General features: G+C 67.3%; 11 protein-coding genes and 3 rRNA genes. 12 read left to right on the top strand and 2 right to left on the bottom strand.

The genetic code is table 11. The features are described from left to right. Window positions 1-142 precede the first annotated feature (142 nt). A complete protein-coding gene (locus C3B71_RS15860; protein ID WP_159097653.1) occupies window positions 143-3415 on the bottom strand; it encodes an FtsK/SpoIIIE domain-containing protein in 3273 nt (1090 codons plus the stop codon). A gap of 166 nt (window positions 3416-3581) precedes the next feature. On the opposite strand from C3B71_RS15860, the gene ligA reads away from it, so the two are divergent. Continuing rightward, window positions 3582-5999, top strand: a complete 2418-nt coding sequence (gene ligA / locus C3B71_RS06380; RefSeq protein ID WP_108966862.1) for an NAD-dependent DNA ligase LigA — start codon at window positions 3582-3584, stop codon at window positions 5997-5999. Window positions 6000-6086: 87 nt separating this feature from the next. Here the strand turns inward: ligA and C3B71_RS06385 are convergent, their stop codons facing one another. After that, on the bottom strand, window positions 6087-7949 hold the full coding sequence (locus tag C3B71_RS06385) for a L,D-transpeptidase (RefSeq protein WP_108966864.1): 1863 nt from the start codon (window positions 7947-7949) through the stop codon (window positions 6087-6089). Between the two features lie 357 nt (window positions 7950-8306). On the opposite strand from C3B71_RS06385, the gene gatC reads away from it, so the two are divergent. The 11 genes from gatC (at window position 8307) to C3B71_RS06440 (ending at window position 22975) form a co-directional block, all read left to right on the top strand. Beyond that, window positions 8307-8612 carry an Asp-tRNA(Asn)/Glu-tRNA(Gln) amidotransferase subunit GatC gene (gene gatC / locus C3B71_RS06390; RefSeq protein WP_073328145.1) on the top strand — a complete coding sequence of 102 codons (306 nt, stop codon included), beginning with the start codon at window positions 8307-8309 and terminating at the stop codon, window positions 8610-8612. A 5-nt stretch (window positions 8613-8617) separates the two neighbouring features. Then, window positions 8618-10162 (top strand): Asp-tRNA(Asn)/Glu-tRNA(Gln) amidotransferase subunit GatA, encoded by a 1545-nt coding sequence (gene gatA / locus C3B71_RS06395; protein ID WP_108969644.1) that lies wholly within the window; start codon window positions 8618-8620, stop codon window positions 10160-10162. Between the two features lies 1 nt (window position 10163). Continuing rightward, the gene (gene gatB, locus C3B71_RS06400; protein WP_073328147.1) at window positions 10164-11660 is read left to right on the top strand and encodes an Asp-tRNA(Asn)/Glu-tRNA(Gln) amidotransferase subunit GatB; all 1497 of its coding nucleotides are present in this window, start codon (window positions 10164-10166) and stop codon (window positions 11658-11660) included. Window positions 11661-11868: 208 nt separating this feature from the next. After that, entirely contained in the window at window positions 11869-13254 is a 1386-nt protein-coding gene (locus C3B71_RS06405; RefSeq protein ID WP_073328150.1) for an NAD-dependent malic enzyme, read from the top strand. A gap of 496 nt (window positions 13255-13750) precedes the next feature. Continuing rightward, a 16S ribosomal RNA gene (locus C3B71_RS06410) occupies window positions 13751-15317 on the top strand. A 375-nt stretch (window positions 15318-15692) separates the two neighbouring features. Further along, window positions 15693-18892 (top strand): 23S ribosomal RNA (locus C3B71_RS06415). Between the two features lie 360 nt (window positions 18893-19252). Next, window positions 19253-19374, top strand: a 5S ribosomal RNA gene (gene rrf / locus C3B71_RS06420). Together the 16S, 23S and 5S rRNA genes form the textbook arrangement of a ribosomal RNA operon. A gap of 618 nt (window positions 19375-19992) precedes the next feature. Then, on the top strand, window positions 19993-20769 hold the full coding sequence (locus C3B71_RS06425) for a hypothetical protein (protein ID WP_234416153.1): 777 nt from the start codon (window positions 19993-19995) through the stop codon (window positions 20767-20769). A gap of 1 nt (window position 20770) precedes the next feature. Beyond that, window positions 20771-21856 (top strand): HAD-IIA family hydrolase, encoded by a 1086-nt coding sequence (locus C3B71_RS06430; RefSeq protein ID WP_108966867.1) that lies wholly within the window; start codon window positions 20771-20773, stop codon window positions 21854-21856. Between the two features lie 37 nt (window positions 21857-21893). Next, window positions 21894-22076 (top strand): hypothetical protein, encoded by a 183-nt coding sequence (locus C3B71_RS06435; protein ID WP_073332686.1) that lies wholly within the window; start codon window positions 21894-21896, stop codon window positions 22074-22076. A gap of 23 nt (window positions 22077-22099) precedes the next feature. After that, window positions 22100-22975, top strand: a complete 876-nt coding sequence (locus tag C3B71_RS06440; RefSeq protein WP_108966869.1) for a TlyA family RNA methyltransferase — start codon at window positions 22100-22102, stop codon at window positions 22973-22975. Window positions 22976-23078: the final 103 nt, after the last annotated feature.

Below are 23078 nucleotides of genomic sequence, written 5' to 3' on the forward strand. Positions count from 1 at the left end.
CCCCAACTTTCACACGCCGACCGGGCCGGGGCAAGACCTCGCAGGTGAGACCTGTGCCGACGGCCTGTAGTGATAGTCACAGTCCCGTGCGTCGTTTCTGCAATGGTTACAGGAGCGAAACCTCGGCTCGACGCGCTCTACGTTAGCGGTCTGCCCCATCCGCCGCCACCTGCAGCGGCGTGATGGCACCGCGCCACACCAGCACGCCCCTGCCCGGCACGGTCGCGCCGCGCGGATCAATCGCCCCACGCAACTGGCGTCCCGCTGCCTGCGCCGCCGGCCCCAGCCCCGGCCACAGCACGACGACGGCGCCCCGCTCGCGCAGCACGGCCAGCGGTCCCCGATAGGTTCCCGCGGCCCGCTCCGTGGTTGCCGCCGCGATCACCCGACGCCCCTGTCCGAGCGCCTCCTCCACCCGTGCCTGCGTCGCCGCATTGCTGAGGTCCAGGTCGTCCACGACCAACGGTTCCTCGGCGCCGAGCCGGCCCCGGATGCAGCTCGCCAGGGCAGCGACCGCGCAGCTGCGCCCCGACCCCGGTGGGCCGACCACGAGCACACTGCCGTCCGGCAGCGGCACCGGGGCGGCCTCATCTCCGCCCACCGCCCACACGCCCGGCGCGGGGGCAACCAGCCGGGGAATCTCCTCTAGTCGGCGCGGTCCCGCCCCGAGGCCGGGCCCCTCGTCCGCAGTCGGCACCACCACCTGGCAGGCGATCGCGTCGCCGCCGTCGAGCAGCACTCCGCGCCCGGGCCCCGAGCCGGTGACGACGCCGCGCGGCAAGCCCGCCAGCGAGGCCTGTGCCGGCTGTACCGCCCCCAGCACGAGCCGGCGTCGCAGCGGCACGGCCCAGCGGGCATTGGCCACCGTCAACGGTGCGGCCACCAACACCCCGGTGCCGGTCGACGTTGCACCGCGCACCAGCGACTCCAGCAGTGCCTGTCCCTCACCCGGCCCGAGCGCCTCATCCACGGCCGACAGCATCACGTCAACGTCGTCGATCGCCAGCAGGTCCCCGTGTAGGGAACCGGCGGCCGCCAGCGACCACAGGCGGGCGAGCCGGCGCGGATCCTGGCCGCCCACGACCGTGCCCACCCCGGCCCGGCCGGCCAGAGCCGCAGCGGGGGAGCGGGGTTGTGCGCACACATGCACCGTCATCCCGCTTCCGAGTGCACCCAGGGCGGCGGTGTACACGCCGGTCGAGCGGCCGCAGCCCGGCGCCCCCATGAGCAACAGGGGCTCGGAGGGCGACCACTCCCAGGTGCCCAGGCACTGGCTCTCCGGCAGATCCGTCAGCAGTAGCGTGCACCCGGCCTTGTCCGCCTCCGGCCGGGCGAGCGGGGACGCACCCGCTGACGCGCGCGTGGGGCCGTGGGTGGCGAGCGCTTGCGCCTGCTGGCGGTCCACGTGCGCGGGTAGCGGCAGCGCCCAGGGACGCCAAGGAGCCGCCGCATCCGCGGCGGCCGCGATCTCACCGACCAGCGCCGCCAGATGCCGTTCCGTACCACACCAGGGAGCCTGCAGCACCGGCTCGGACTGTCCCTGAACCCCGGTCGCGACAATCACCCGCCCCGGATGCGCCGGCAGGCGTGCGGCTCCATCGTGTCCCAGGATGTCGCGCGAGTCGGCTGGATCGAGTACCCGCAGACACACTCGCAGATTCGTGTTGGCACGAATGGTGGGCGAGACCGCGCCACTTGGACGCTGGGTGGCCAGGATCAGGTGGATCCCGAGGCTGCGCCCCTGGGCGGCCACCCGCACCAGTGCATCCAGCACCTCCGGATGCTCGGCCGCCATAGTGGCGAACTCGTCGACCACCAGCACCAGTCGCGCGGGGGCATCGGCCGGGTCCAGGTAGGAGACGTCCTTGGCGCGGTGCTGGGCCAGCAGGCGCTCGCGGCGGCGCACCTCGGCCTCCAGGGAGGCCAGGGCCCGGCGCGTGCCCGCCGGATCCAGGTCGGTCAGGACTCCGGCGGTATGCGGCAGCTCGGCGAGTGGACCGAAGGCCGCGCCGCCCTTGTAGTCGACCAGAACCAGGCTCAGCGCCGAAGGCGGGCGGGTGGCGGCCAGTTGCAGCAGCCAGGAGATGAGCAGCTCGGACTTGCCGGACCCGGTGGTGCCGGCCAGTAGGGCGTGCGGCCCGTCCCGGACCAGGTCGACCGCCACCGGGCCGCCCGCGCCCACCCCGAGCACCGCGGGCAGGCCGGCGGGCACCATCTGCTCCCAGCGGTGCCGCAGGAGACCGCGGTCGATCTCCGCGCATACCTCCTCCAGACGCACCGTGGACGGCGGCCCGCCGTGTCCGGCGCCATCGGCTCCGTCCTGTACCGGCAGCCCGGCGACGGCGCGCAACGTGGCCCACCATCGTCCGCCGGGGTCCGGCGCCCGCCCGCGCACCGGCAACACGCTGACCGCCCGGGCCGGTGCTCCGCTGCTGGCGGCCGTGACCGCCACCTGACTGCGGCGTCCCTCGGGCCCCCAGGACACGCGCACGCTGGCATCGCCGGCCTGCACCTGCCCGAGGCCGCGGGCAAGCACCTGCGCGCCCCACCAACGCACCGCTCCGACCGCCCACGGCCCGGTCAGGGCAATCCGGTCGCCCGCCGCCACCCGCAGTACCGTGCGTCGACGCCGCCGTCCGGTCCACGCCCTGATCGCCTCCTCGTCGTCGGCCCTGCCGGCCGTCTCCGGCTGGTTGCGGCCGCCCGCGTGCCGCACCGCCACGGCCAGCAGCATGCCGGCGGGATCGGGAGTGCGTGCCCGGGCCCCGCGCCAACCGGCGGTCCCGGCCTGGCGGCCGGCGCCGCGTCCCCGCCCGAGCAGGGGCAGCAGTCGCAGCGCTGCCATCATGCCCATGGGGGCCATGGCCAGCGCCCCCATGGCGCCGCGGCTGCCGGTGCGCACCGCGACAACCGCCAGCACCCCCAGCAGCAGCACCGCCAGCGCCGAGCCTAGCGCCATCCACCGGTTCTGTGCCGGGGTTGGTGGCTTCGGCGGGTGCAGGTCGGCGGGGCGACGCCGCAACTCCGCCACGGTGTCGCCCAGGCGCAGCCGGGTTCCTTCTCGGCAGGTGTGTGGGCGGTTCCCCAGCCTGCGCCAGCACCAGCGGCGGCGCACACGCGCACCGTTGGCAGAGCCGGCGTCCGACAGCAGCACGCCGCGGGGTGTTTGGCGCACCCGCAAGTGGGAGCGGGAGACCGCCTGATCGGTGAGCACGCCGTCGCGCCCCACCGTGCCACGTTCGGGCAACGGGATCACCAGTCCCTCGTCGCGGCCGGAGAGGACGGCCAGGTGCCAGGTGGAGGACAGCGCCGCATAGGCGGCCGCCGCGGCCACCGCCACCTCACCGGTCATCGCCGTGGGGCCGGATTCGGGAGCGGCGGGGGCCCGGGTGCCGGGGGAGGAGTCGGAGTGCATGCCATGAGCCTGCCTTCGCCACCGGTGGGCCGCCGGGGGCCTGTGGAGACGCCGCCGAGGGGATGTCGCGAAGCGCGCCTGTGGACTTCGGCGCCGTACCTGTGCGCCCCGCCGGCACCCGCCCTGTCGGCAACCGCGGGGGAGCGCCTTGGGGGAAGATGGCCCCATGAGCGAAGCCCGCCCCACGCCTCCAGCCGCGTCCGCCACCGCCCTGACCGGCGTGCCCGCCGCCATACGCACCCGCTGGAGCGAGCTCGTCCGGGACATTGAGCGCGCCCGCGACGCCTACTACGACGCCGTCGACGCCCAGAGCCCGTGGTCCGACGCCGAATACGATGCGCTGTACCGCGAGCTGGAGGCCTTGGAAACCGCCCACCCCGCGCTGCGGCTGCCCTCCTCACCGACTCAAACGGTGGGCGGACGTGCGGTTACGGACTTCGCCCCCGCCCCGCACCATGAGCGCATGTATTCCCTGCAGGACGTGTTCAACCTGGACGAAGTGGAGCAGTGGGCGCAGCGCATGGCGGCCGAAACCGGGGTGCCCGACGCCGAATTGCCCATGACCGCCGAGGTCAAGATCGACGGCCTGGCGGTCGCCCTGACCTATGAGCACGGGGTGCTCACCCGTGCCGCCACCCGCGGCGACGGCGTGGTGGGGGAGGACGTCACCGGCAACGTCCGCACCATTGACTCCATCCCGCTGGTGCTAGCCGGCGACTCGCACCCCGACCTGTTGGAGGTGCGCGGCGAGGTGTACTTCCCGGTCGAGGCCTTCCATGAGTTCAACGAGCGGCGCCGTACCGAGAACCTGCAACGGGAGGCGGACGGCCGCCCCCGCCTGCAGGTGTTCGCCAACCCCCGCAACGCGGCCGCCGGCTCCCTGCGGCAGAAGAACCCGGCGGTGACCGCCGCGCGTCCGCTGTCGATGATCGCCCATGGCGTCGGCGCCATCATCCCGGCCTCCGGGGAGCAACTGCCAACCTCCCAACATGCCTGGTACGAGCTGCTCTCCGCCTGGGGCCTGCCGGTCTCTCCCTATAACGCGGTGGTACGGGGCCGGGCCCAGCGGGAGGCCTATATCGCCCGCTACGCCGACCACCGCCACGACCTGCTGCACGAGATCGACGGCATCGTGTTCAAACTCGACTCTCGTCCGCTGCAGGCCGAACTGGGGTATACCTCGCGCGTACCCCGGTGGGCCACCGCCTACAAGTACCCGCCCGAGGAGGTACACACCCGTCTGCTGGACATCGACGTCCAGGTCGGCCGTACCGGCCGGGTGACCCCCTTCGGGATCATGGAGCCCGTGCTGGTGGCCGGTTCGCGCGTCTCCCGCGCCACCCTCCACAATGCCGCCGAGGTCGCCCGCAAGGGTGTCAAGATCGGCGACTTGGTGGTGCTGCGCAAGGCCGGCGACGTGATCCCGGAGATCGTGGGACCCGTGCTCGAGCGGCGCGACGGCAGCGAGCGGGACTTCGTCATGCCGCAGCATTGCCCCTCCTGCGGGACGGCGCTGGCGCCGGCCAAGGAGGGCGACGTCGACCTGCGCTGCCCCAACACTCGCTCCTGCCCGGCGCAACTGACCGAGCGCATCGCCCACATCGGCTCCCGCGGCGCACTGGACGTGGAGGGGCTGGGGGACGAGGCCGCCTCCGCCCTGACCCAGCCCGATGCCGGACGCGTCGAGGCACTCGCGGCCGTAGCTGCCGGCCACGTGCTGGAAACCGAGCGGGGGCGCCTGCGCCTGCCAACTGAAGAATTGCAAGCGCTGCACCCCGCGGAGCGGATCGGGGCCGCCGAGGCCCTGCTCACCGAGGGGGACGCGCCCGCTCAGCGGCCGGTCCTGACCGGTGAGGCCGCCCTGTTCGAACTGACGGTCGACGATCTGCGCGACGTGTTCGTCTACCGTCCCATCACGCGTGGCGGCGTCCCCACCGGCGACTGGCGGCGGTTGCGCTTCTTCTGGTCGAAGCAGCTCTACGCCAAGGACGGCGCGATCAAGCGTCCCACCGCCGCCGGCAAGAACGCCACCGCAATGCTGAAGCAGCTTCAGGCTGCCAAGCAGCAACCGCTGTGGCGGGTACTGGTGGCGCTGTCGGTGCGGCACGTCGGTCCGACGGCGGCCCGGGCACTGGCCGGGCGCTTCGGCTCCATGGATGCGTTGCGGGCGGCGAGCCTGGAGGAATTGGCGCAGGTCGACGGTGTGGGACCGACCATCGCCGCCGCCTGGCAGGACTGGCTGGGCGCCGATTGGCACGAGCAGATCCTGACGCGCTGGGCGGCAGCGGGGGTGCGCATGGCGGACGACGCCGAGCCGGCCGGGCAGACGCCCCAGACGCTGGCGGGCCTGACCGTCGTCGTCACCGGCACCCTGCAGCACTTCACCCGCGACGGTGCCAAGGAGGCGATTGTGGCCCGTGGCGGCAAGGCCTCCGGGAGCGTGTCGAAGCGGACGAGTTACGTCATCGTTGGCGAGAACGCCGGTTCTAAGGAGACCAAGGCCCGGGAGCTGGGGCTGCCGCTGCTGGACGAGGCCGGGTTCGAGACGCTGCTGGCGGGTGGCCCGGACGCGCTAGAAGCCTGAGACGTGACTCGGCCCGCCCACCGCTTCAAACGGTGGGCGGGCCGAGTCTGGGCCGTTCGGGCGGTCGCGACGGGATGCGACGAAGGCTCAGTAGTGAGAGACGACGGTGGTGCCGATTTCCGCCCAGTCGTAGATCCACTTGGCCTCGGCCACCGGCATGTTCAGGCAGCCGTGCGAGGCGGAGAAGCCCCAACTCGACCACCACGGGGCACCGTGCAGTGCGTAGCCCGCGTAGAAGTAGGAGATCCACGGCACGTTCTCCGTCTCGTAGTCGGTGCCGTCCGCGTTCTGCCCGCGCATGGTCTGGGTCTCGTACTGCAGGTAGACGTGGTACGTGCCGGTTACCGTGGGGGTGGCGGCGGCGCCGTCGACGATGGTTACCGGGCCGCGCACCACGGTCGCACCCTCGTAGGAGGTGACCGTCTTGGCCGACAGGTTGATGTCGATCCACTTCTCGCCCTCGGCCGCCTGGTAAACCAGGTTCTCGGCGCCGTCGGCGATCTCGCGTTCCTCCCACTGCTCCTCGTCGGTGGTCATTTCGAAGGCGCCGGCGTAGGCCTCGCCGCTGGAGAGCGAGTCGGCGATGGCCGTGGTAATGGTCTCGGCGTTGTTAACCGTCTGGCCGGCAACCGCCTCAACGCTCGTGGCCACGACCTGACCGGAGGAGTTGACGTTGCGCTGTCCGACAACCGGCTCGACGTTGGCTGCGGCCGCCTGGGTGCTCACCCACTCGGCCACCTGGTCGCTGTCAATGGACAGGGTGGGGGCGGCATCGAGGTTCTCGGTGACCTCCACCCAGGACGCCTTGGTCGCGATGTCGGCGGTGTAGGACGCGGTTCCGTCCGCGTTGGTGATGGTGACGTCTTGAGAGATCCACTGGTTGGCCGTGTCCGCCACGGCCTGAGCATCCGCATCCGAGACGGCGGGAAGCGTGTTGACGTACGTCAGATCCACCGAGGCGGGGGTCAGTGAGGACGCGGCCTGTGCCGTGGCCGCGGCCAGATCGGTGGTGTCTATGCTCACGCCCGCGCTGGCGGCACTCACCTCGAAGGTGGTGACGTCGGTGTTGAGCACCACCGAGGCGTTTTGCGCCTTCGCCTGGTCCTCGGGCACGAGGCCGTTGGCGTATTCCTCCAACACGGCGTCATCACTGGTGGTGACGACTTCGATGTCGGATCCGCCCAGCAGTGCCGTGAAGCGGTCGACGACGTCGGCACCGCGGCTCATGGCAGCGTCCGCGGTCGCCTCGGCGTCGACGGTTGTGCCCAGGTCTGTCAGGGAGGCGGTCGCCTCCACATCACCGGTGACGGTGACGGTGGCGGCCTGTACCCGGGCGTTGATCGCAGCGACGATCTCGTCCCGACTCATGCCGGCCATGTCGGTGCCCGCAATCGTGGTTCCGGGCACGGCGACGTTGGCGTAGTGCGCGGCATAGGCGTAGCCGCCCACGCCGACCAGGAGCAGCGCGGCGGCCAGGGATGCCAGCGCCCAGCGGCGCCGACGGTGGGGCCGCTTTTCACTCTCCGAAGCATCCGGGGCGAGCGGAGCGCTTTCGGCGGAAGCCGGTGATGCCTGCCCGCCCTCCGGGGTCGACGCCGTTTCGGTAGGTGCTACCGCTGAGGTCTCCTCGGCGTCGGGGGCCGCATCCGGCTCGGCCGGAGTGATTGCGCTCGGGGCGACGGGCGCCGCTGCATCCACCGGTTCCACCGGGGCGTTCTGCTGCGTCTGGGCCGCCTGCGCGGTGGCTTCGGCGTCGGCGGGGGGGTGCGCCGTCGGCGCGGCGCTCGCTGCGGCAAGGATTGAGGTCCGCGCCACCGCGGGGGTCTCGCCATACGGGCTCTTCAAGACGGTGTCCGGGGCAGCATCGGTGTCAGCGGGTCGGTCGGTCAGTGCCGACGACTCGTCGATCTCCTCCGGGGCCGTCCCGGTGGGGAGCTTGTCGCTGTGCATAGGATCCTTATTCGCTGGCGGCCCGGCGAAGGCGGGGTCGTCCTGTTCTGGGTATCCGCACTAACCGCGGAACCTCTGCCGCCAATGACACCGGCACCCGCTGGGAATGTCAATGTTGTCCGCCACGGTGTGCCTGTGACTTCTCGCATGAGGCGTGCGGAAACGCCGTAGTGCGCCCGCAGTTTCGGTATGCGTCGCGCCACTATGTAATGTTATTGTGATGAAAGCGCAATTGCTGTGCAAAGGTTGCGGGTGACAAATCTCCGGCCGAGGAGCCGATGCCGTGCGTGGGAGCGGAGGGGCGGGCGAGCGGGCGCCGACTCGGCAGGGGGCCGGCAAGTAGATACACTCGGGCCCATGTCTGCTATCTCCAAGGATGAGGTCATTCGCGTCGCGGCGCTTGCGCGCGTGGCCCTGAGTGACGAGGAGGTGACGCGGCTGGCCGGTGAGCTGGATGCGGTCGCCTCCGCCTTCGCTCGGGTCAACAGCGTGGTCACCCCCGACCTGCCGGCCACCTCGCACCCGGTTCCGCTTACCAATGTGATGCGCGAGGACACGCCCGGCCCAACGCTCAACATCGAAGAACTGCTCGCCGGCGCCCCCGCCGCGGAGGACTCCGCGTTCATGGTGCCTCGCATCCTGGGAGAGGACTCCGCCTCGTGAAGCCGATGAACTCTGACACCATAACCGCCGCCGCCCTGGTGCGGGCAAGTGCTGCCCAGCAGGCCGCCGCCCTGGCCGCCGGCGAGGTCTCCTCCCGCGAGCTGACTCGCGCCCACCTGGACCGCATCGCCGCCGTCGACGGCGCCGTGGGTGCCTTCCTCGACGTCGACGCCGAAAAGGCCCTGGCCGACGCCGATGCTGCCGACGCCGCCCGCCGGGAGGCCGACGCCGCCGGCGAACAGGTGCCCGAGCTGACCGGCGTGCCGACGGCGGTCAAGGATCTGATCGTCACCCATGGCCAGGTGACCACCGCCGCCTCCCGGATTCTGGAGGGTTGGGTGCCACCGTACGACGCCACCCTGGTGAAGAACCTGCGTGCCGCGCACCTGCCGATCCTGGGCAAGACCAACCTCGACGAGTTCGCCATGGGTGGCTCCACCGAGCACTCCGCCTTCGGCCGTACCGCCAATCCCTGGGACCTCGAGCGCATCCCCGGCGGCTCCTCCGGCGGCTCGGCCGCCGCGGTCGGCGCCTTCGAGGCGCCCGTCGCGGTTGGCACTGACACCGGCGGTTCGATCCGCCAGCCCGCCGCCGTCACCGGCACCGTCGGCGTGAAGCCCACATATGGCACGGTCTCCCGCTTCGGCGTGATCGCCATGGCCTCCTCCCTGGACACCCCCGGCCCCATGGCGCGAACGGTGCTGGACACCGCGCTCCTGCACGACGTCATTGCCTCCTACGACCCGCTCGACTCCACGTCGTTGCCGGACGCGCCGCGCGGTATGGCCGAGGTGGTGCGTGCCGCTCAGGCCGGAGCCGACCTGAGCGGACTGCGCGTCGGGGTGATCGCCGAACTCGATGGGGGCGAGGGCTACCAGAGCGGCGTCGTCGACTCCTTCCATGCCGCTCTGGAACTGCTTCAGGAGGCGGGTGCCGCGGTGGAGACCGTCTCGCTGCCCCACCTGGAGTACGCGCTGGACGCCTATTACCTGATCATGCCCGCCGAGGCCTCCTCCAACCTGGCCCGCTACGACGGCATGCGCTACGGCCTGCGCGTCGAGCCCGCGGAGGGCCCGGTGACCGCCGAGACGGTCATGTCCGCCACCCGTGGCGCCGGATTCGGCGACGAGGTCAAGCGGCGCATCATCCTGGGCACCCACGTGCTGTCGGCCGGGTACTACGACGCCTACTACGGCTCCGCCCAGAAGGTGCGCACCCTGGTGCAGCGCGACTTCGCCGCCGCTTGGCAGCAGGCGGACGTGCTGGTCTCGCCGACCGCACCGGTTACGGCCTACCGCTTCGGGGAGAAGGACGACCCGCTGGCCATGTATAAGCTCGACGTGACCACCATCCCCGCCAACCTGGCCGGTGTCCCGGCGATGAGCCTGCCTTCGGGCCTGAGTGACGGTCTGCCCGTCGGCTTCCAGATCCTCGCGCCGCAGCGCGCCGACGACCGCCTGTATCGGGTGGGCGCGGTGCTTGAGCAGATGTTGGAGAACAAGTGGGGTGGTCACCTGCTTGCCCAGGCCCCCGAGCTGGAGGTGAAGTGACATGAGCGAGAAGCTGATGGACTACGACGAGGCCGTGCGCCGCTACGACCCGGTCATCGGTCTGGAGGTGCACGTCGAACTGGGCACCGCCACCAAGATGTTCGACGCCGCCCCCAACGTGTTCGGGGCCCAGCCGAACACCATGGTGACACCCACCAGTGTGGGCCTGCCCGGTTCCCTCCCGGTTGTCAACGGCAAGGGCGTCGAATACGCCATCCGAATCGGGCTGGCCCTGGGCTGCCAGATCGCCGAGACCTGCCGCTTCGCCCGGAAGAACTACTTCTACCCGGACCTGTGCAAGGACTTCCAGACCTCTCAGTCGGACGAGCCGATCGCCTACGACGGTGCCCTCCCGGTGGAACTCGAGGACGGGACGGTCTTCACCGTGCCGATCGAGCGCGCTCACATGGAGGAGGACGCCGGCAAGAACGTGCACGTAGGCGGCACCGACGGGCGTATCGAGGGCGCCGACCACTCCCTGGTCGACTACAACCGGGCCGGCGTGCCGCTGGTGGAGATCGTGACGCGCCCCATTGAGGGCGCCGGTGCCAGGGCGCCCGAGGTTGCCGCCACCTACGTGCGCACCCTGCGGGACATCTTCCGGGCACTGGGCGTGTCCGAGGCGCGTATGGAGCGCGGCAACGTGCGCGCCGACGTCAACGTCTCCCTGCGCGAGGGCCCCGACGCCCCCATGGGCACTCGCACCGAGACCAAGAACGTCAACACCTTCCGCGGCATCGACGCCGTCGTCCGCTATGAGATCAGCCGCCAGGCGGCCATTCTGGCCGACGGCGGCACGGTCCAGCAGGAGACCCGGCACGGCCAGGCGGACGGCACCACCCGTGCCGGCCGTATCAAGTCCGACGCCGACGACTACCGCTACTTCCCGGAGCCGGACTTGGTGCCGCTCGCCCCCAGCCGCGAGTGGGTCGAACAGATCCGCGCCAGCCTGCCCGAGATGCCGGCCGCCAAACGGCGTCGGCTGAAGGCGGAGTGGAACTTGGCCGACGACGAGATGCGTGACGTCGTCAACGCGGGCGCGCTAGAACTCATCGAGGCGACCGTCCTGGCCGGTGCGACCGGCCAGGCGGCGCGCAAGTGGTGGATGGGTGAGTTGTCCCGCGCCGCCAAGGAGCGGGAGGTCGCTCTGGAGGACCTGCCCATAACCCCCGTGCAGGTCGCTGAGCTGCAAGCACTGGTTGACTCGGGCCGCCTTACCGACAAGCTCGCCCGGCAGGTGCTGGAGGGTGTGCTGGCGGGCGAGGGCGATCCCGAAGCGGTGGTGGAAGGCCGCGGGCTCGAAGTCGTCTCCGACGAGGGCGCGCTGCTGGCCGCCGTCGACGAGGCTCTGGCTGCAAATCCGGATGTCGCCGAGAAGATCCGCGGTGGCAAGGTCAAGGCGGCCGGAGCCATTGTCGGCGCAGTCATGAAGGCCACCAAGGGGCAGGCCGACGCGCGCCGGGTGCGCGAGTTGGTGATGGAGCGCGTGGGCGTTTGACCACCCGACCACGCCGTTGGTGACCGACAACTCGCGGCGTTGACACGGGACATGCGGATCCGGCTGTCTCTCCGCTGTGAGCCGAGAGACAGCCGGAACTGTTTAGCGCTTTATGGGGATAAGCTCACTCCGTATACACAGTCATCTGGCCGAGACCTGCGACCGTCGTTGGTCTGTCTGACTTACCCCATAACGGAGGATCCAACCCATGGCACAGCCGAGTCCCAGCTACACCGTTGCCCTGCACCTGGAGGTGCCGGCCTCACAGAAGGCCGTCACGACGCTCGTCGACACGGCTTCGGCAACGGGAGCCATCGTCAACGGCGTAGACGTTGCGGACACCGACGGCGACACTCTGATCGTGGACCTGACCGCCGACACCCGTGACTCCAAGCACCGCGGTGAACTGGTAGAGGCTCTCAAGCAGCTCGACGGCGTAATCGTCCACAATGTCGGCGACTCCACCTTCCTCGCCCACGTGGGAGGCAAGGTAGAGGTCACGCCGCGTACCCCCATCCACAACCGGCGCGATCTCGCCCGCGTATACACCCCCGGTGTAGCCCGTGTGTGCAAGGCCATCCACGACCACCCCGAGCGCGCCCGCCAGCTGACCATCAAGAAGAACACGGTGGCGGTCGTCACCGACGGGACCGCCGTGCTCGGCCTGGGGGACATTGGCCCGGAGGCCGCCATGCCGGTGATGGAGGGCAAGGCGGTGCTGTTCAAGCAGTTTGGCGACGTCGACGCCTGGCCGGTGGCACTGGACACTAAGGATCCCGAGGAGATCATCAAGATCGTCAAGGCGATCGCCCCCGCCTACGGCGGCATCAACCTTGAGGACATCGCCGCGCCCAAGTGTTTCGACATCGAGGCGCGCCTGCGCGAGGAACTCGACATTCCCGTCTTCCATGATGACCAGCACGGCACCGCCATCGTCACTCTGGCGGCGCTGATCAACGCACTGAAGGTCGTTGGCAAGAAGATCGAGGACGTGCGTATCGTGCTCTCCGGCGTCGGCGCGGCGGGCTCCGCCATCGCCAAGCTGCTCATGGCGCATGGTGCTACGGACATCGTCGGCTACGGCCGCTCGGGCGCACTCAACAGCGAGCACACCGAGGGCATGAACGAGCACCGCAAGTGGCTGGCGGAGAACACCAACCCGCGGCACGTCTCCGGCACCCTCAAGGAGGGCCTGAAGGGGGCCGACGTATTCATCGGTGTGTCGAGTGGAAACTTGCTCGAGCCCAAGGACCTGGCGGTCATGAACGAGAACGCGATCGTCTTCGCCATGGCCAACCCCACCCCGGAGGTCGACCCCGTGGGTGCGGCCGACTACGCCGCCGTGGTCGCCACCGGGCGCAGCGACTTCCCGAACCAGATCAACAACGTGCTGGCCTTCCCCGGCCTGTTCCGGGGTCTGCTTGACACAGGCATCACCGAGATCTCCGTGGAGCTGCTGCGCGCTGCGGCCACGGGCATCGCCGGTGTGATCGCCGATGAGGAACTGAGCCCGGTCTACATCATTCCCGGTGCCTTCGACAAGCGTGTTGCGGCAGCGGTCGCCAAGGCGGTGCGCAAGTTCGCCACCGTCTGATGCACGGGAACCCGTAACGCGGGCGCCGTGACAACTGGATCGGCGGATGACTCCGGCGGCTCGGCCGGCGACCGCAGGGAAGCGTGGGCTGTTGGCTCGACCTCGAACTCGGGGGAGCCAGCAGCCCATCTCCGCATCTGCCGTGCGCGATGGATCGGCGTCGCGCCGCGTGGTCCAGTTCATAGCGGCGGGATTTGACGTCGCCCCGCGCCGTGGCGATAAAGTACAGCCCGCTGCGTCGGACGCGGTTCCCGAACCGGGAACGGGCCGCGCGGCCACGCATCCGCGAGGAGCCGGCTGTGATCGGGGAGATGCTCCCCGGCCTTGACGCCGATCAAGTTTCCTCATAAGATTGCGGATGCTGCTCGCCGGAGTGAAGGGCCGATCGGAAGACCGCCCGGAGCTTCGACTGGGTGTGTTGTTTGGGATCTCGATAGTGTGTCGTGTTTGTTTGTTTTGTTGGTTTTTTGTTGGTTTCTTTGTTTGGTTTTTGTTTTGTTTGGAGAGTTTGATCCTGGCTCAGGACGAACGCTGGCGGCGTGCTTAACACATGCAAGTCGAACGGGCTGGCTCTGGTTTTTTGCTGGGGTTGGTTAGTGGCGAACGGGTGAGTAACACGTGAGTAACCTGCCCTCTTCTCCTGGATAACTGCTTGAAAGGGCGGCTAATACGGGGTGGTCTGGCCTGCCTGCATGGGTGGGTTGGTATAGGTTCAACTTTGGTTGTTCTGGTGGGGGATGGGCTCGCGGCTTATCAGCTTGTTGGTGGGGTGATGGCTTACCAAGGCTTTGACGGGTAGCCGGCCTGAGAGGGTGGACGGTCACACTGGGACTGAGATACGGCCCAGACTCCTGCGGGAGGCAGCAGTGGGGAATATTGCACAATGGGCGGAAGCCTGATGCAGCGACGTCGCGTGAGGGATGGAGGCCTTCGGGTTGTGAACCTCTTTTTCCGGTGGTGAAGGCTTGCCTCGTTTGTGGGTGGGTTGACGGTAGCCGGGTTAGGAAGCGCCGGCTAACTACGTGCCAGCAGCCGCGGTAATACGTAGGGCGCGAGCGTTGTCCGGAATTACTGGGCGTAAAGGGCTTGTAGGCGGCTGGTCGCGTCTGCCGTGAAATCCTCTGGCTTAACTGGGGGCTTGCGGTGGGTACGGGCTGGCTTGAGCGCAGTAGGGGAGATTGGAACTCCTGGTGTAGCGGTGGAATGCGCAGATATCAGGAGGAACACCGGTGGCGAAGGCGGGTCTCTGGGCTGTTGCTGACGCTGAGGAGCGAAAGCGTGGGGAGCGAACAGGATTAGATACCCTGGTAGTCCATGCTGTAAACGTTGGGCACTGGGTGTGGGGGCCCTTTTCCGGGGTTTCCGCGCCGTAGCTAACGCGTTAAGTGCCCCGCCTGGGGAGTACGGCCGCAAGGCTAAAACTCAAAGGAATTGACGGGGGCCCGCACAAGCGGCGGAGCATGCGGATTAATTCGATGCAACGCGAAGAACCTTACCAAGGCTTGACATGGGCTGGTTGCTGCCGGAGACGGTGGTTCTCTTGCTGCTTTTTGTGGTTTGGGCTGGTCTGCAGGTGGTGCATGGTTGTCGTCAGCTCGTGTCGTGAGATGTTGGGTTAAGTCCCGCAACGAGCGCAACCCTTGTCTCGTGTTGCCAGCGCGTTATGGCGGGGACTCGCGGGAGACTGCCGGGGTGAACTCGGAGGAAGGTGGGGATGACGTCAAATCATCATGCCCCTTATGTCTTGGGCTTCACGCATGCTACAATGGCCGGTACAGTGGGTTGCGATGCCGTGAGGTGGAGCGAATCCCTTAAAGCCGGTCTCAGTTCGGATCGGTGCCTGCAACTCGGCACCGTGAAGTTGGAGTCGCTAGTAATCGCGGATCAGCAACGCCGCGGTGAATACGTTCTCGGGCCTTGTACACACCGCCCGTCACGTCATGAAAGCCGGTGACGCCCGAAGCCCGTGGCCTTATGGGGAGCGGTCGAAGGCGGGGCTGGTGATTGGGACGAAGTCGTAACAAGGTAGCCGTACCGGAAGGTGCGGCTGGATCACCTCCTTTCTAGGGAGATTGTTTTGCTGGCAGGGCAGGCAGGCACTCTGTTCGTTTCCTTGTGGTTGCGTGTGTTGCGTGGCTGGGGGCGGGCGGGACCCTCTTCTCCTCCTTCCTTCTTTTTGTTGGTTGGTTGGTGGGGTTGGGGGTGGCATGCTGTCGGGTTCCGGGGCTGCGTGTCCTGGGTTGCCTGCTGGCTTTGCTTCTGGCCTTTGGGGTTGGGGGTGGGGTTGGTTGGGTGGGTTGGTTGTGAACTGTATAGCGGACGCGAGCATCAATGATTGTTTGTTCAGCTTGTTTGCTGGTTTGTTGTTGCTTGTGGTTGTTTTGCGTGTTTTGTTGTTGTTTTGCCTGTTTTGCTTGTTTTGTTTTGCTTGTGTTTGTTTGTGTTGTTTTTTGGGCGTTCGGTGGATGCCTTGGCACCAGGAGCCGATGAAGGACGTGGCGGCCTGCGATATGCCTCGGGGAGCTGGCTTGCGGGCTGTGATCCGAGGGTTTCCGAATGGGGGTACCCGGCGCGAGTTGTGTCGCGTCACCTGTCCCTGAATTGATAGGGGGTGGGGGGTTACGCGGGGAAGTGAAACATCTTAGTACCCGTAGGAGAGGATATTCTGTGAGTAGTGGCGAGCGAAAGCGGATTAGGTTAAACCGTGGTCGTGTGATTACTCGGCAGGGGTTGCGGCTGCGGGGTTGTGGGGCGTGCTTGTGGGTTTGCTGCCGTGGGCCCGCACTGTTTGCTGGTGGGTAGCTGGATTCTCTGGGATGGGGAGCCGTAGAGGGTGATAGCCCCGTAGGTTGAACCTGCTGGTGTGGTGTTGAGCATGTTTTTTTTCCCCTTTTGTGCGTGGGGTTCGTGGAGTCTTGCGTGTGTCTGCCAGGACCACCTGGCTGCCTAAATACTTCCTGGTGACCGATAGCGGATTAGTACCGTGAGGGAATGGTGAAAAGTACCCCGGGAGGGGAGTGAAAGAGTACCTGAAACCGGGCGCCTACAAGCCGTCAGAGCCTGCCGGGCTGGTTTTCTGGTCTGTGTGGGTGGTGGCGTGCCTTTTGAAGAATGAGCCTGCGAGTCAGGGCGTGTCGCGAGGTTAACCCGTGTGGGGTAGTCGTAGCGAAAGCGAGTCTGAAGTTTGGGCGTTTTAGTGGCGCGTTCTGGACCCGAAGCGGGGTGATCTACCCATGGCCAGGTTGAGGCACGTGTAAGAGCGTGTGGAGGACCGAACCCACCTCGGTTGAAAACGGGGGGGATGAGCTGTGGGTAGGGGTGAAAGGCCAATCAAACTCCGTGATAGCTGGTTCTCCCCGAAATGCATTTAGGTGCAGCGTTGCGTGTTGCCGTGCGGAGGTAGAGCACTGGTTGGTTGAGGGGCCTTACAGGGTTGCTGATGCCAGTCAAACTCCGAATGCCGTATTGGTTGAGCGTGGCAGTGAGACTGCGGGGGATAAGCTTCGTGGTCGAGAGGGAAACAGCCCGGATCGCCGGCTAAGGCCCCTAAGTGTGCGCTAAGTGGGAAAGGATGTGCGGTCGCGGTGACAGCCAGGAGGTTGGCTTAGAAGCAGCCATCCTTGAAAGAGTGCGTAATAGCTCACTGGTCGAGTGGTCGTGCGCCGACAATGTAGCGGGGCTCAAGCGCACCGCCGAAGCCGCGGACCCCGGCCCTGGTTGGGTTGGGGTGGTAGGGGAGCGTCCTGCGTTGGGTGAAGCCCGGGGGTGACTCTTGGGTGGACGGCGTGGGAGTGAGAATGCAGGCATGAGTAGCGAGACCGGGGTGGGATTCCCCGGCGCCGTATGACTAAGGGTTCCAGGGGCAGGTTCGTCCTCCCTGGGTGAGTCGGGGCCTAAGGCGAGGCCGACAGGCGTAGTCGATGGATGACGGGTTGATATTCCCGTACCGGTGGAGTACCGCCCATGCTGACGTGCGGGTGCTAACCCACGCCGTTGCCGCTGTTTTCCTGTGGTTGGGCTTTCGGGCCTGGCTGTGGGGTGGTGGTGTGGTCTGGGGACCGACCGTGCTGGTAGGCAAGCGTGTTTTAACTGGGGTGACGCACAGAGGTAGCCTCGCGGGGCTTATGGCTTGTCCCGTTCAAGCGTGTGGCCTGGTGCCTAGGTAAATCCGGGTGCCGTGCCCTGCCCTGTTGGGTGGGGTTGGGTGAGGCGTGATGGTGACCCTGCCGGTGTGGTGGGGGATAGTAGGGTGATCCTGTGGTGCCTAGAAAAGCCTCGACGTGAGGTGCTTTACCGCCCGTACCCTAAACCGACACAGGTGGTCGGGCAGAGTATGCCCAGGCGTGCGAGTGAATCATGGTTAAGGAACTCGGCAAAATGCCCCCGTAACTTCGGGAGAAGGGGGGCCTGAGCCTTGAAGCCCCGTTGCGGGCTAGGGGTGAGGGTCGCAGGGACCAGGGAGGAGCGACTGTTTACTAAAAACACAGGTCCGTGCGAAGCCGTAAGGCGATGTATACGGACTGACGCCTGCCCGGTGCTGGAAGGTTAAGAGGATCCGTTAGTCCCACGGTTAGTGTGGGGTGAAGCGGTGAGCCTAAGCCCCAGTAAACGGCGGTGGTAACTATAACCATCCTAAGGTAGCGAAATTCCTTGTCGGGTAAGTTCCGACCTGCACGAATGGCGTAACGACTCCTCTACTGTCTCAACCATGAGCTCGGCGAAATTGCATTACGAGTAAAGATGCTCGTTACGCGCAGAAGGACGGAAAGACCCCGGGACCTTTACTGCAGCTTGGTATTGACGTCCGCCATTGTTTGTGCAGGATAGGTGGGAGACTGTGAAGCGGTCGCGCTAGCGGTTGTGGAGTCGTTGTTGGGATACCACTCTGATGGTGGCGTGCGTCTGAACCTGGGCCCGTGATCCGGGTCAGGGACAGTGCCTGGTGGGTAGTTTAACTGGGGCGGTTGCCTCCTAAAAGGTAACGGAGGCGCTCAAAGGTTCTCTCATCCTGGTCGGTAACCAGGTGTTGAGTGCAAGCGCACAAGAGGGCTTGACTGTGAGACTGACGGGTCGAGCAGGCACGAAAGTGGGAGCTAGTGATCCGGCGATCCCGTGTGGGTGGGTCGTCGCTCAACGGATAAAAGGTACCCCGGGGATAACAGGCTGATCCTGCCCAAGAGTCCATATCGACGGCATGGTTTGGCACCTCGATGTCGGCTCGTCGCATCCTGGGGCTGGAGCAGGTCCCAAGGGTTGGGCTGTTCGCCCATTAAAGCGGTACGCGAGCTGGGTTTAGAACGTCGTGAGACAGTTCGGTCCCTATCCTCTGCGCGCGTTGGAGACTTGAGGAGTGCTGTCCCTAGTACGAGAGGACCAGGACGGACGAACCTCTGGTGTGCCAGTTGTACCGCCAGGTGCATGGCTGGTTGGCTACGTTCGGGTCGGGTAACCGCTGAAAGCATCTAAGCGGGAAACCGTCTCCAAGATAAGGTCTCCGCAACCCCTCCTTGTGGGGGGTTGGTAGGCTCCCAGTTAGACGACTGGGTTGATAGGCCAGGTGTGGAAGCAGGCAGTCCCGTGTGGGGTGAATCCTGTTGCTGAGCTGACTGGTACTAACAATGGCCGACACAACACAACACAACACTCACTGCCCGGGGGGTTCCCGGCCGGGGGCCCCTTAGGTGGTGGGTGGTGGCGAGCGAAACAATTGTTTTTATGGCATGGAATCGGCAGGCACACGCCCCCCGGCCCCTTGTGTTCGGGGTGGGTGCGCGTGGGATGGCTTGACGCGTGGGGCTTCCACAAGCAGCAGTGTTCAGCCGGCAAACAACATGAGTTGGGCAGTTCTTTCAATCAGTTGGTTTGTTTTTTGCGTCCGCTGTACGGTTCACAGGCAACCCACCCCGGGCGGGTGCTGATATGTGAACAGGGTGTGTGGTGCGTGCGCGAGCGTCCGCCTGGCCTGGTTGTTTCTGGGTGGGTGTGGGTTGGTGTGTGTGCCGGTGGTCATAGCGGGGTGGGTCATGCCCGGTCTTTCCTTTCCGAACCCGGAAGCCAAGCCCCCCAGCGCCGATGGTACTGCCCCCGGAAGGCGGGTGGGAGAGTAGGACACTGCCGGCACGCTCACGAACCCACACCCACAACCCGCACCCACCCCCCGGGGCCCTGGCCGGGGGGGGCACACAACACGACCCCACCAGACACCACCGGATGAGCTGGCGCTCATAGAAGCGCGCACCACATTTTCACGGGATCGCCATTGGAGCCGCCCACAGGTAGGGTTGGATCTCACGGCACGAAGCGCTAAGAGCGCCGGCCGACGAACGAGAAAGAAGGACCATGGCGTACGACAGGCGTGAAAACCGTTCCGGCTCCGGGAACCGCCGCGGCAGGGGTGGAGACCGGCACGGTTTCCGCCGTCGGGATGATGATCAACCGCGCGCACGCTCCGATCAGGGGCGTCGGCACGGGGCCGAGCGCCGGGGATCCGGTACGCAAGATGGTGATAGCCGCTATCGCGGCAACGGGCGTGGCCACAGGCATGACGATGGTCGCGGGCGCGGATATGGCGGCGGCGCACGTCGGCATGAAGGCGGCTCCCGTCCGCCGCAGCGTTCGCGTGTACCCGAGCCTCCGGTGCCGTCCGAGGTACTCCCACAGAATCTTGAGGCTTCGGCCCGGCGCGAGCTGCGCTCATTGGGACGCGCAAACGCGGAGAACGTGGCTCGCCATCTGGTGATGGTGCAGCGCCTGCTGGACTCCGATCCCGAACTCGCATACCAGCACGCACGCTACGCGGCATCGCATGCCGGACGCGTGGCGGTGGTGAGGGAGTCAGCGGGTATCGCCGCCTACCTCTCCGGCCACTACAACGAGGCGCTGCGTGAGATCCGTGCCGCCAGGCGGCTTTCCGGTCTGGACCTGCACCGTGCCATCGAGGCCGACTGTGAACGCGCGCTGGGTCGCTACAACCAGGCTCTAAAGGTCGCGCAAGAGGCCGACCCCAGGCAACTCGACGATCTCGAAGAGGCTGAACTCGCCATGGTGGTCTCCGGGGTACGCCATGACATGGGGCAGAGCGAGCTCGGGCTGGTTGTCATCGAAGAGGCGATCATGATGTTCCGCGGTGACCGCGAAACCCTGCGCCGCCTCCACTCCGTGCGCGCCGATCGGCTCGAGGAACTCGGCCGCGGCGACGAAGCGGCCAAGATCCGCAAGCGCATCGGCATTGGAGAAGAGCGCGAGCCAGCCGAAGAGGTCGAGGTCTACGACATCGAGGACGACTACGAAGAGGAGCAGCATGCCGCGACCACGGCCGACGCTCCGCAAGCAAGCGAGGAGCCGTCCGCCGCCCCGGAGCCGTCGGAAACCGCCGAGGTCGCCGAGTCTCGCGAGGCTTCAGACGCCGTCGGCGCCTCTGCCGGCGCTGACGACAGCACGGCACGCACGGATCCCGAGGCAGCCGAACCCGAGGCCGACGGCGCGACTACAGTCGCAGGACCGGCGGAGGACTGAAATGGCCGACGCGAAGAGCACTCTCCACGGGGACGCCTCCCAGTTCCTGCTCGGTAGCAGCCAGCCGCTGGCTACCGTCTACGACGTCGCCCTGCTCGACCTGGATGGTGTCTGCTTCGCCGGAGACGCCCGCGTACCTCACGCGGCCGAGGGTGCCAACGGCGCGCGCAACTACGGGATGCAACTGGTGTTCGTCACCAACAACGCCTCCCGTGCCCCACAGGCCGTGGTTGACAAGCTCGCGCGCAATGACATTACTGCCTTCACCGGCGAGGTCTTCTCCGCCGCCATGGATGCGGCGGCGCTGCTCCACGAGCATCTGCACGACGGCGCCCCGGTCTTCGTCATCGGCGGCGAGGGATTGCGTCAGGCGCTGACCGACGAGGGCTTTACGGTCGTCGCCTCCGCGGACGACCAGCCCGCTGCCGTCGTACAGGGGTGGGACCCCGCGGTCGATTGGGCCATGATGTCCGAAGGCCTGTACGCCATAACCAACGGCGCCATACACGTCGCCACCAATCTGGACGCCACCCTGCCGACCGAGCGCGGCTTCGCCCTCGGCAATGGCAGCCTGGTTGCGGCGGTGGCCAACGCATCCGGGCACCAACCGCTCGCCGGCGGCAAGCCCTTCCCCGGCATCTACCAACGCGCACTGCGCCGTGCGGGAGGCACCCGGCCGCTCGCCGTCGGGGACCGGCTCAACACCGATCATGTCGGCGCCCGGGCGGCGGACATCCCCGGTTTACATGTGCTCACGGGCGTCAGCACGGCCCGCGACGTACTGCTGGCTTCCCCCGAGGAACGGCCGACCTTCTTGCACACCGACCTGCGCGGCCTGCTGCAGCCCCACCCTGATCCCCTTCAGGTCAGTGTCGACGGCGAGACCTGGTGGCAGGTCGGTGACGAGCGATGGCATGTGAACGAGACGGGCATAGAAGGCCAGGCCGCAGGATTCCTTGACGCGGCGTCCGCCACCGTAACCCTCAACGCATACCGTGCGCTCGCCTGCGCGCTCTGGGAACACGCCGACGCCAACGCCGGCCGCACGGATGATGTGAACGTGCCCGAGCTCAGCGTCACCGCCTAAAGCACTGAGCCACAAACCACCTCTTAGGAACAGTCCGATGACTACCACTCCCAAACCGGCCCCGCGCCCCGGCCCCATACACGGTCGGGGACCCGCGCCGGAACTGGACTTGTCGGCTCGACTTGAGGCGGCTGCCGCCCTACCGCTGGCGGAACGTGCCGCCGAGCTCGCCGCCATCAATGAGGCACTCGCCTCCCAACTGCACCAGACCGAGAACTAACCCCAGAACCGACACCCAACCACATGGCACGACTGATCCGCATCGATTCCGAGCTGGTTCGGCGAGGGCTCGCCCGCTCACGCACCCACGCCGCCCGGCTCATCGACGACGGTCACGTCACTCTGGATGGCGTGGTGGTGACCAAACCTGCGCGACAGGTCAACCCCGCACAGGCGATCGAGATCATCGCCCCGGACACAGACGATTACGTCTCCCGGGGCGCCCACAAGTTGGCGGGGGCACTCGACGCGCTCACCGAGCGGGGTCTGGCACCGCGCATCAGGGGACGGCGCTGTCTGGATGCCGGCGCCTCCACCGGCGGTTTCACCGACGTGCTGCTGCGACGCGGCGCCGCACATGTCGTCGCCGTCGACGTCGGCTACGGACAACTCGCCTGGTCATTGCGGAACGACCCGCGTGTGAGTGTGCTTGAGCGCACAAATGTACGCACGCTGCGGCCCGAGGTGGTCGCCCCGGCTCCCGAACTCGTCCTCGGCGACCTCTCCTTCATCTCTCTGACCACCGTGCTGCCGGCGCTGGTTGCCGCGGCCGCTCCGGACGCGGATCTCCTGCTCATGGTCAAACCCCAGTTCGAGGTCGGCAAACAGCGCCTCGGCCACGGGGGAGTGGTTCGCGACCCCGCCCTGCATGTCGAATCCGTGCTGAGCGTATGCGAATGCGCCCACACTCTCGGCCTGGGCATTGATGCGGTCACCGCTTCGCCGCTGCCCGGGCCCGCCGGAAATGTCGAGTATTTTGTGAACATGCATGCCGGACAGGCCGGCTCACCGACGGACCTGCACGGTCCGGCGCTGCGAGACGAGGCGCGCCGCGCCGTGGAGGCAGGGCCAGCCGGACACACGCAGCGTCGACGCCGCACGGAAGGAGGCGGAATATGACCACCGGAATCATCCCCGAGACCGCTCCTCAAGCCACGACCGAAACTCCAACCGAACCAAGTCAGGCCGCCTACACCGGTGCCGCGACTTCACCGGTGGGAGC

This window comes from Actinomyces sp. Z16 (genome assembly GCF_003111765.1).
GTDB classification, from domain to species: domain Bacteria; phylum Actinomycetota; class Actinomycetes; order Actinomycetales; family Actinomycetaceae; genus Actinomyces; species Actinomyces glycerinitolerans.

What these genes read in the sequence shown, in the direction of transcription:
- C3B71_RS06440 (WP_108966869.1), top strand. Translation starts at nt 22,100, where the DNA reads ATGGCACGACTGATCCGCATCGATTCCGAGCTGGTTCGGCGAGGGCTC.
- ligA (WP_108966862.1), top strand. Translation starts at nt 3,582, where the DNA reads ATGAGCGAAGCCCGCCCCACGCCTCCAGCCGCGTCCGCCACCGCCCTG.
- C3B71_RS06430 (WP_108966867.1), top strand. Translation starts at nt 20,771, where the DNA reads ATGGCCGACGCGAAGAGCACTCTCCACGGGGACGCCTCCCAGTTCCTG.
- C3B71_RS06405 (WP_073328150.1), top strand. Translation starts at nt 11,869, where the DNA reads ATGGCACAGCCGAGTCCCAGCTACACCGTTGCCCTGCACCTGGAGGTG.
- C3B71_RS06435 (WP_073332686.1), top strand. Translation starts at nt 21,894, where the DNA reads ATGACTACCACTCCCAAACCGGCCCCGCGCCCCGGCCCCATACACGGT.
- gatB (WP_073328147.1), top strand. Translation starts at nt 10,164, where the DNA reads ATGAGCGAGAAGCTGATGGACTACGACGAGGCCGTGCGCCGCTACGAC.
- C3B71_RS15860 (WP_159097653.1), bottom strand. Translation starts at nt 3,415, where the DNA reads ATGCACTCCGACTCCTCCCCCGGCACCCGGGCCCCCGCCGCTCCCGAA.
- gatA (WP_108969644.1), top strand. Translation starts at nt 8,618, where the DNA reads ATGAACTCTGACACCATAACCGCCGCCGCCCTGGTGCGGGCAAGTGCT.
- C3B71_RS06385 (WP_108966864.1), bottom strand. Translation starts at nt 7,949, where the DNA reads ATGCACAGCGACAAGCTCCCCACCGGGACGGCCCCGGAGGAGATCGAC.
- C3B71_RS06425 (WP_234416153.1), top strand. Translation starts at nt 19,993, where the DNA reads ATGGTGCAGCGCCTGCTGGACTCCGATCCCGAACTCGCATACCAGCAC.
- gatC (WP_073328145.1), top strand. Translation starts at nt 8,307, where the DNA reads ATGTCTGCTATCTCCAAGGATGAGGTCATTCGCGTCGCGGCGCTTGCG.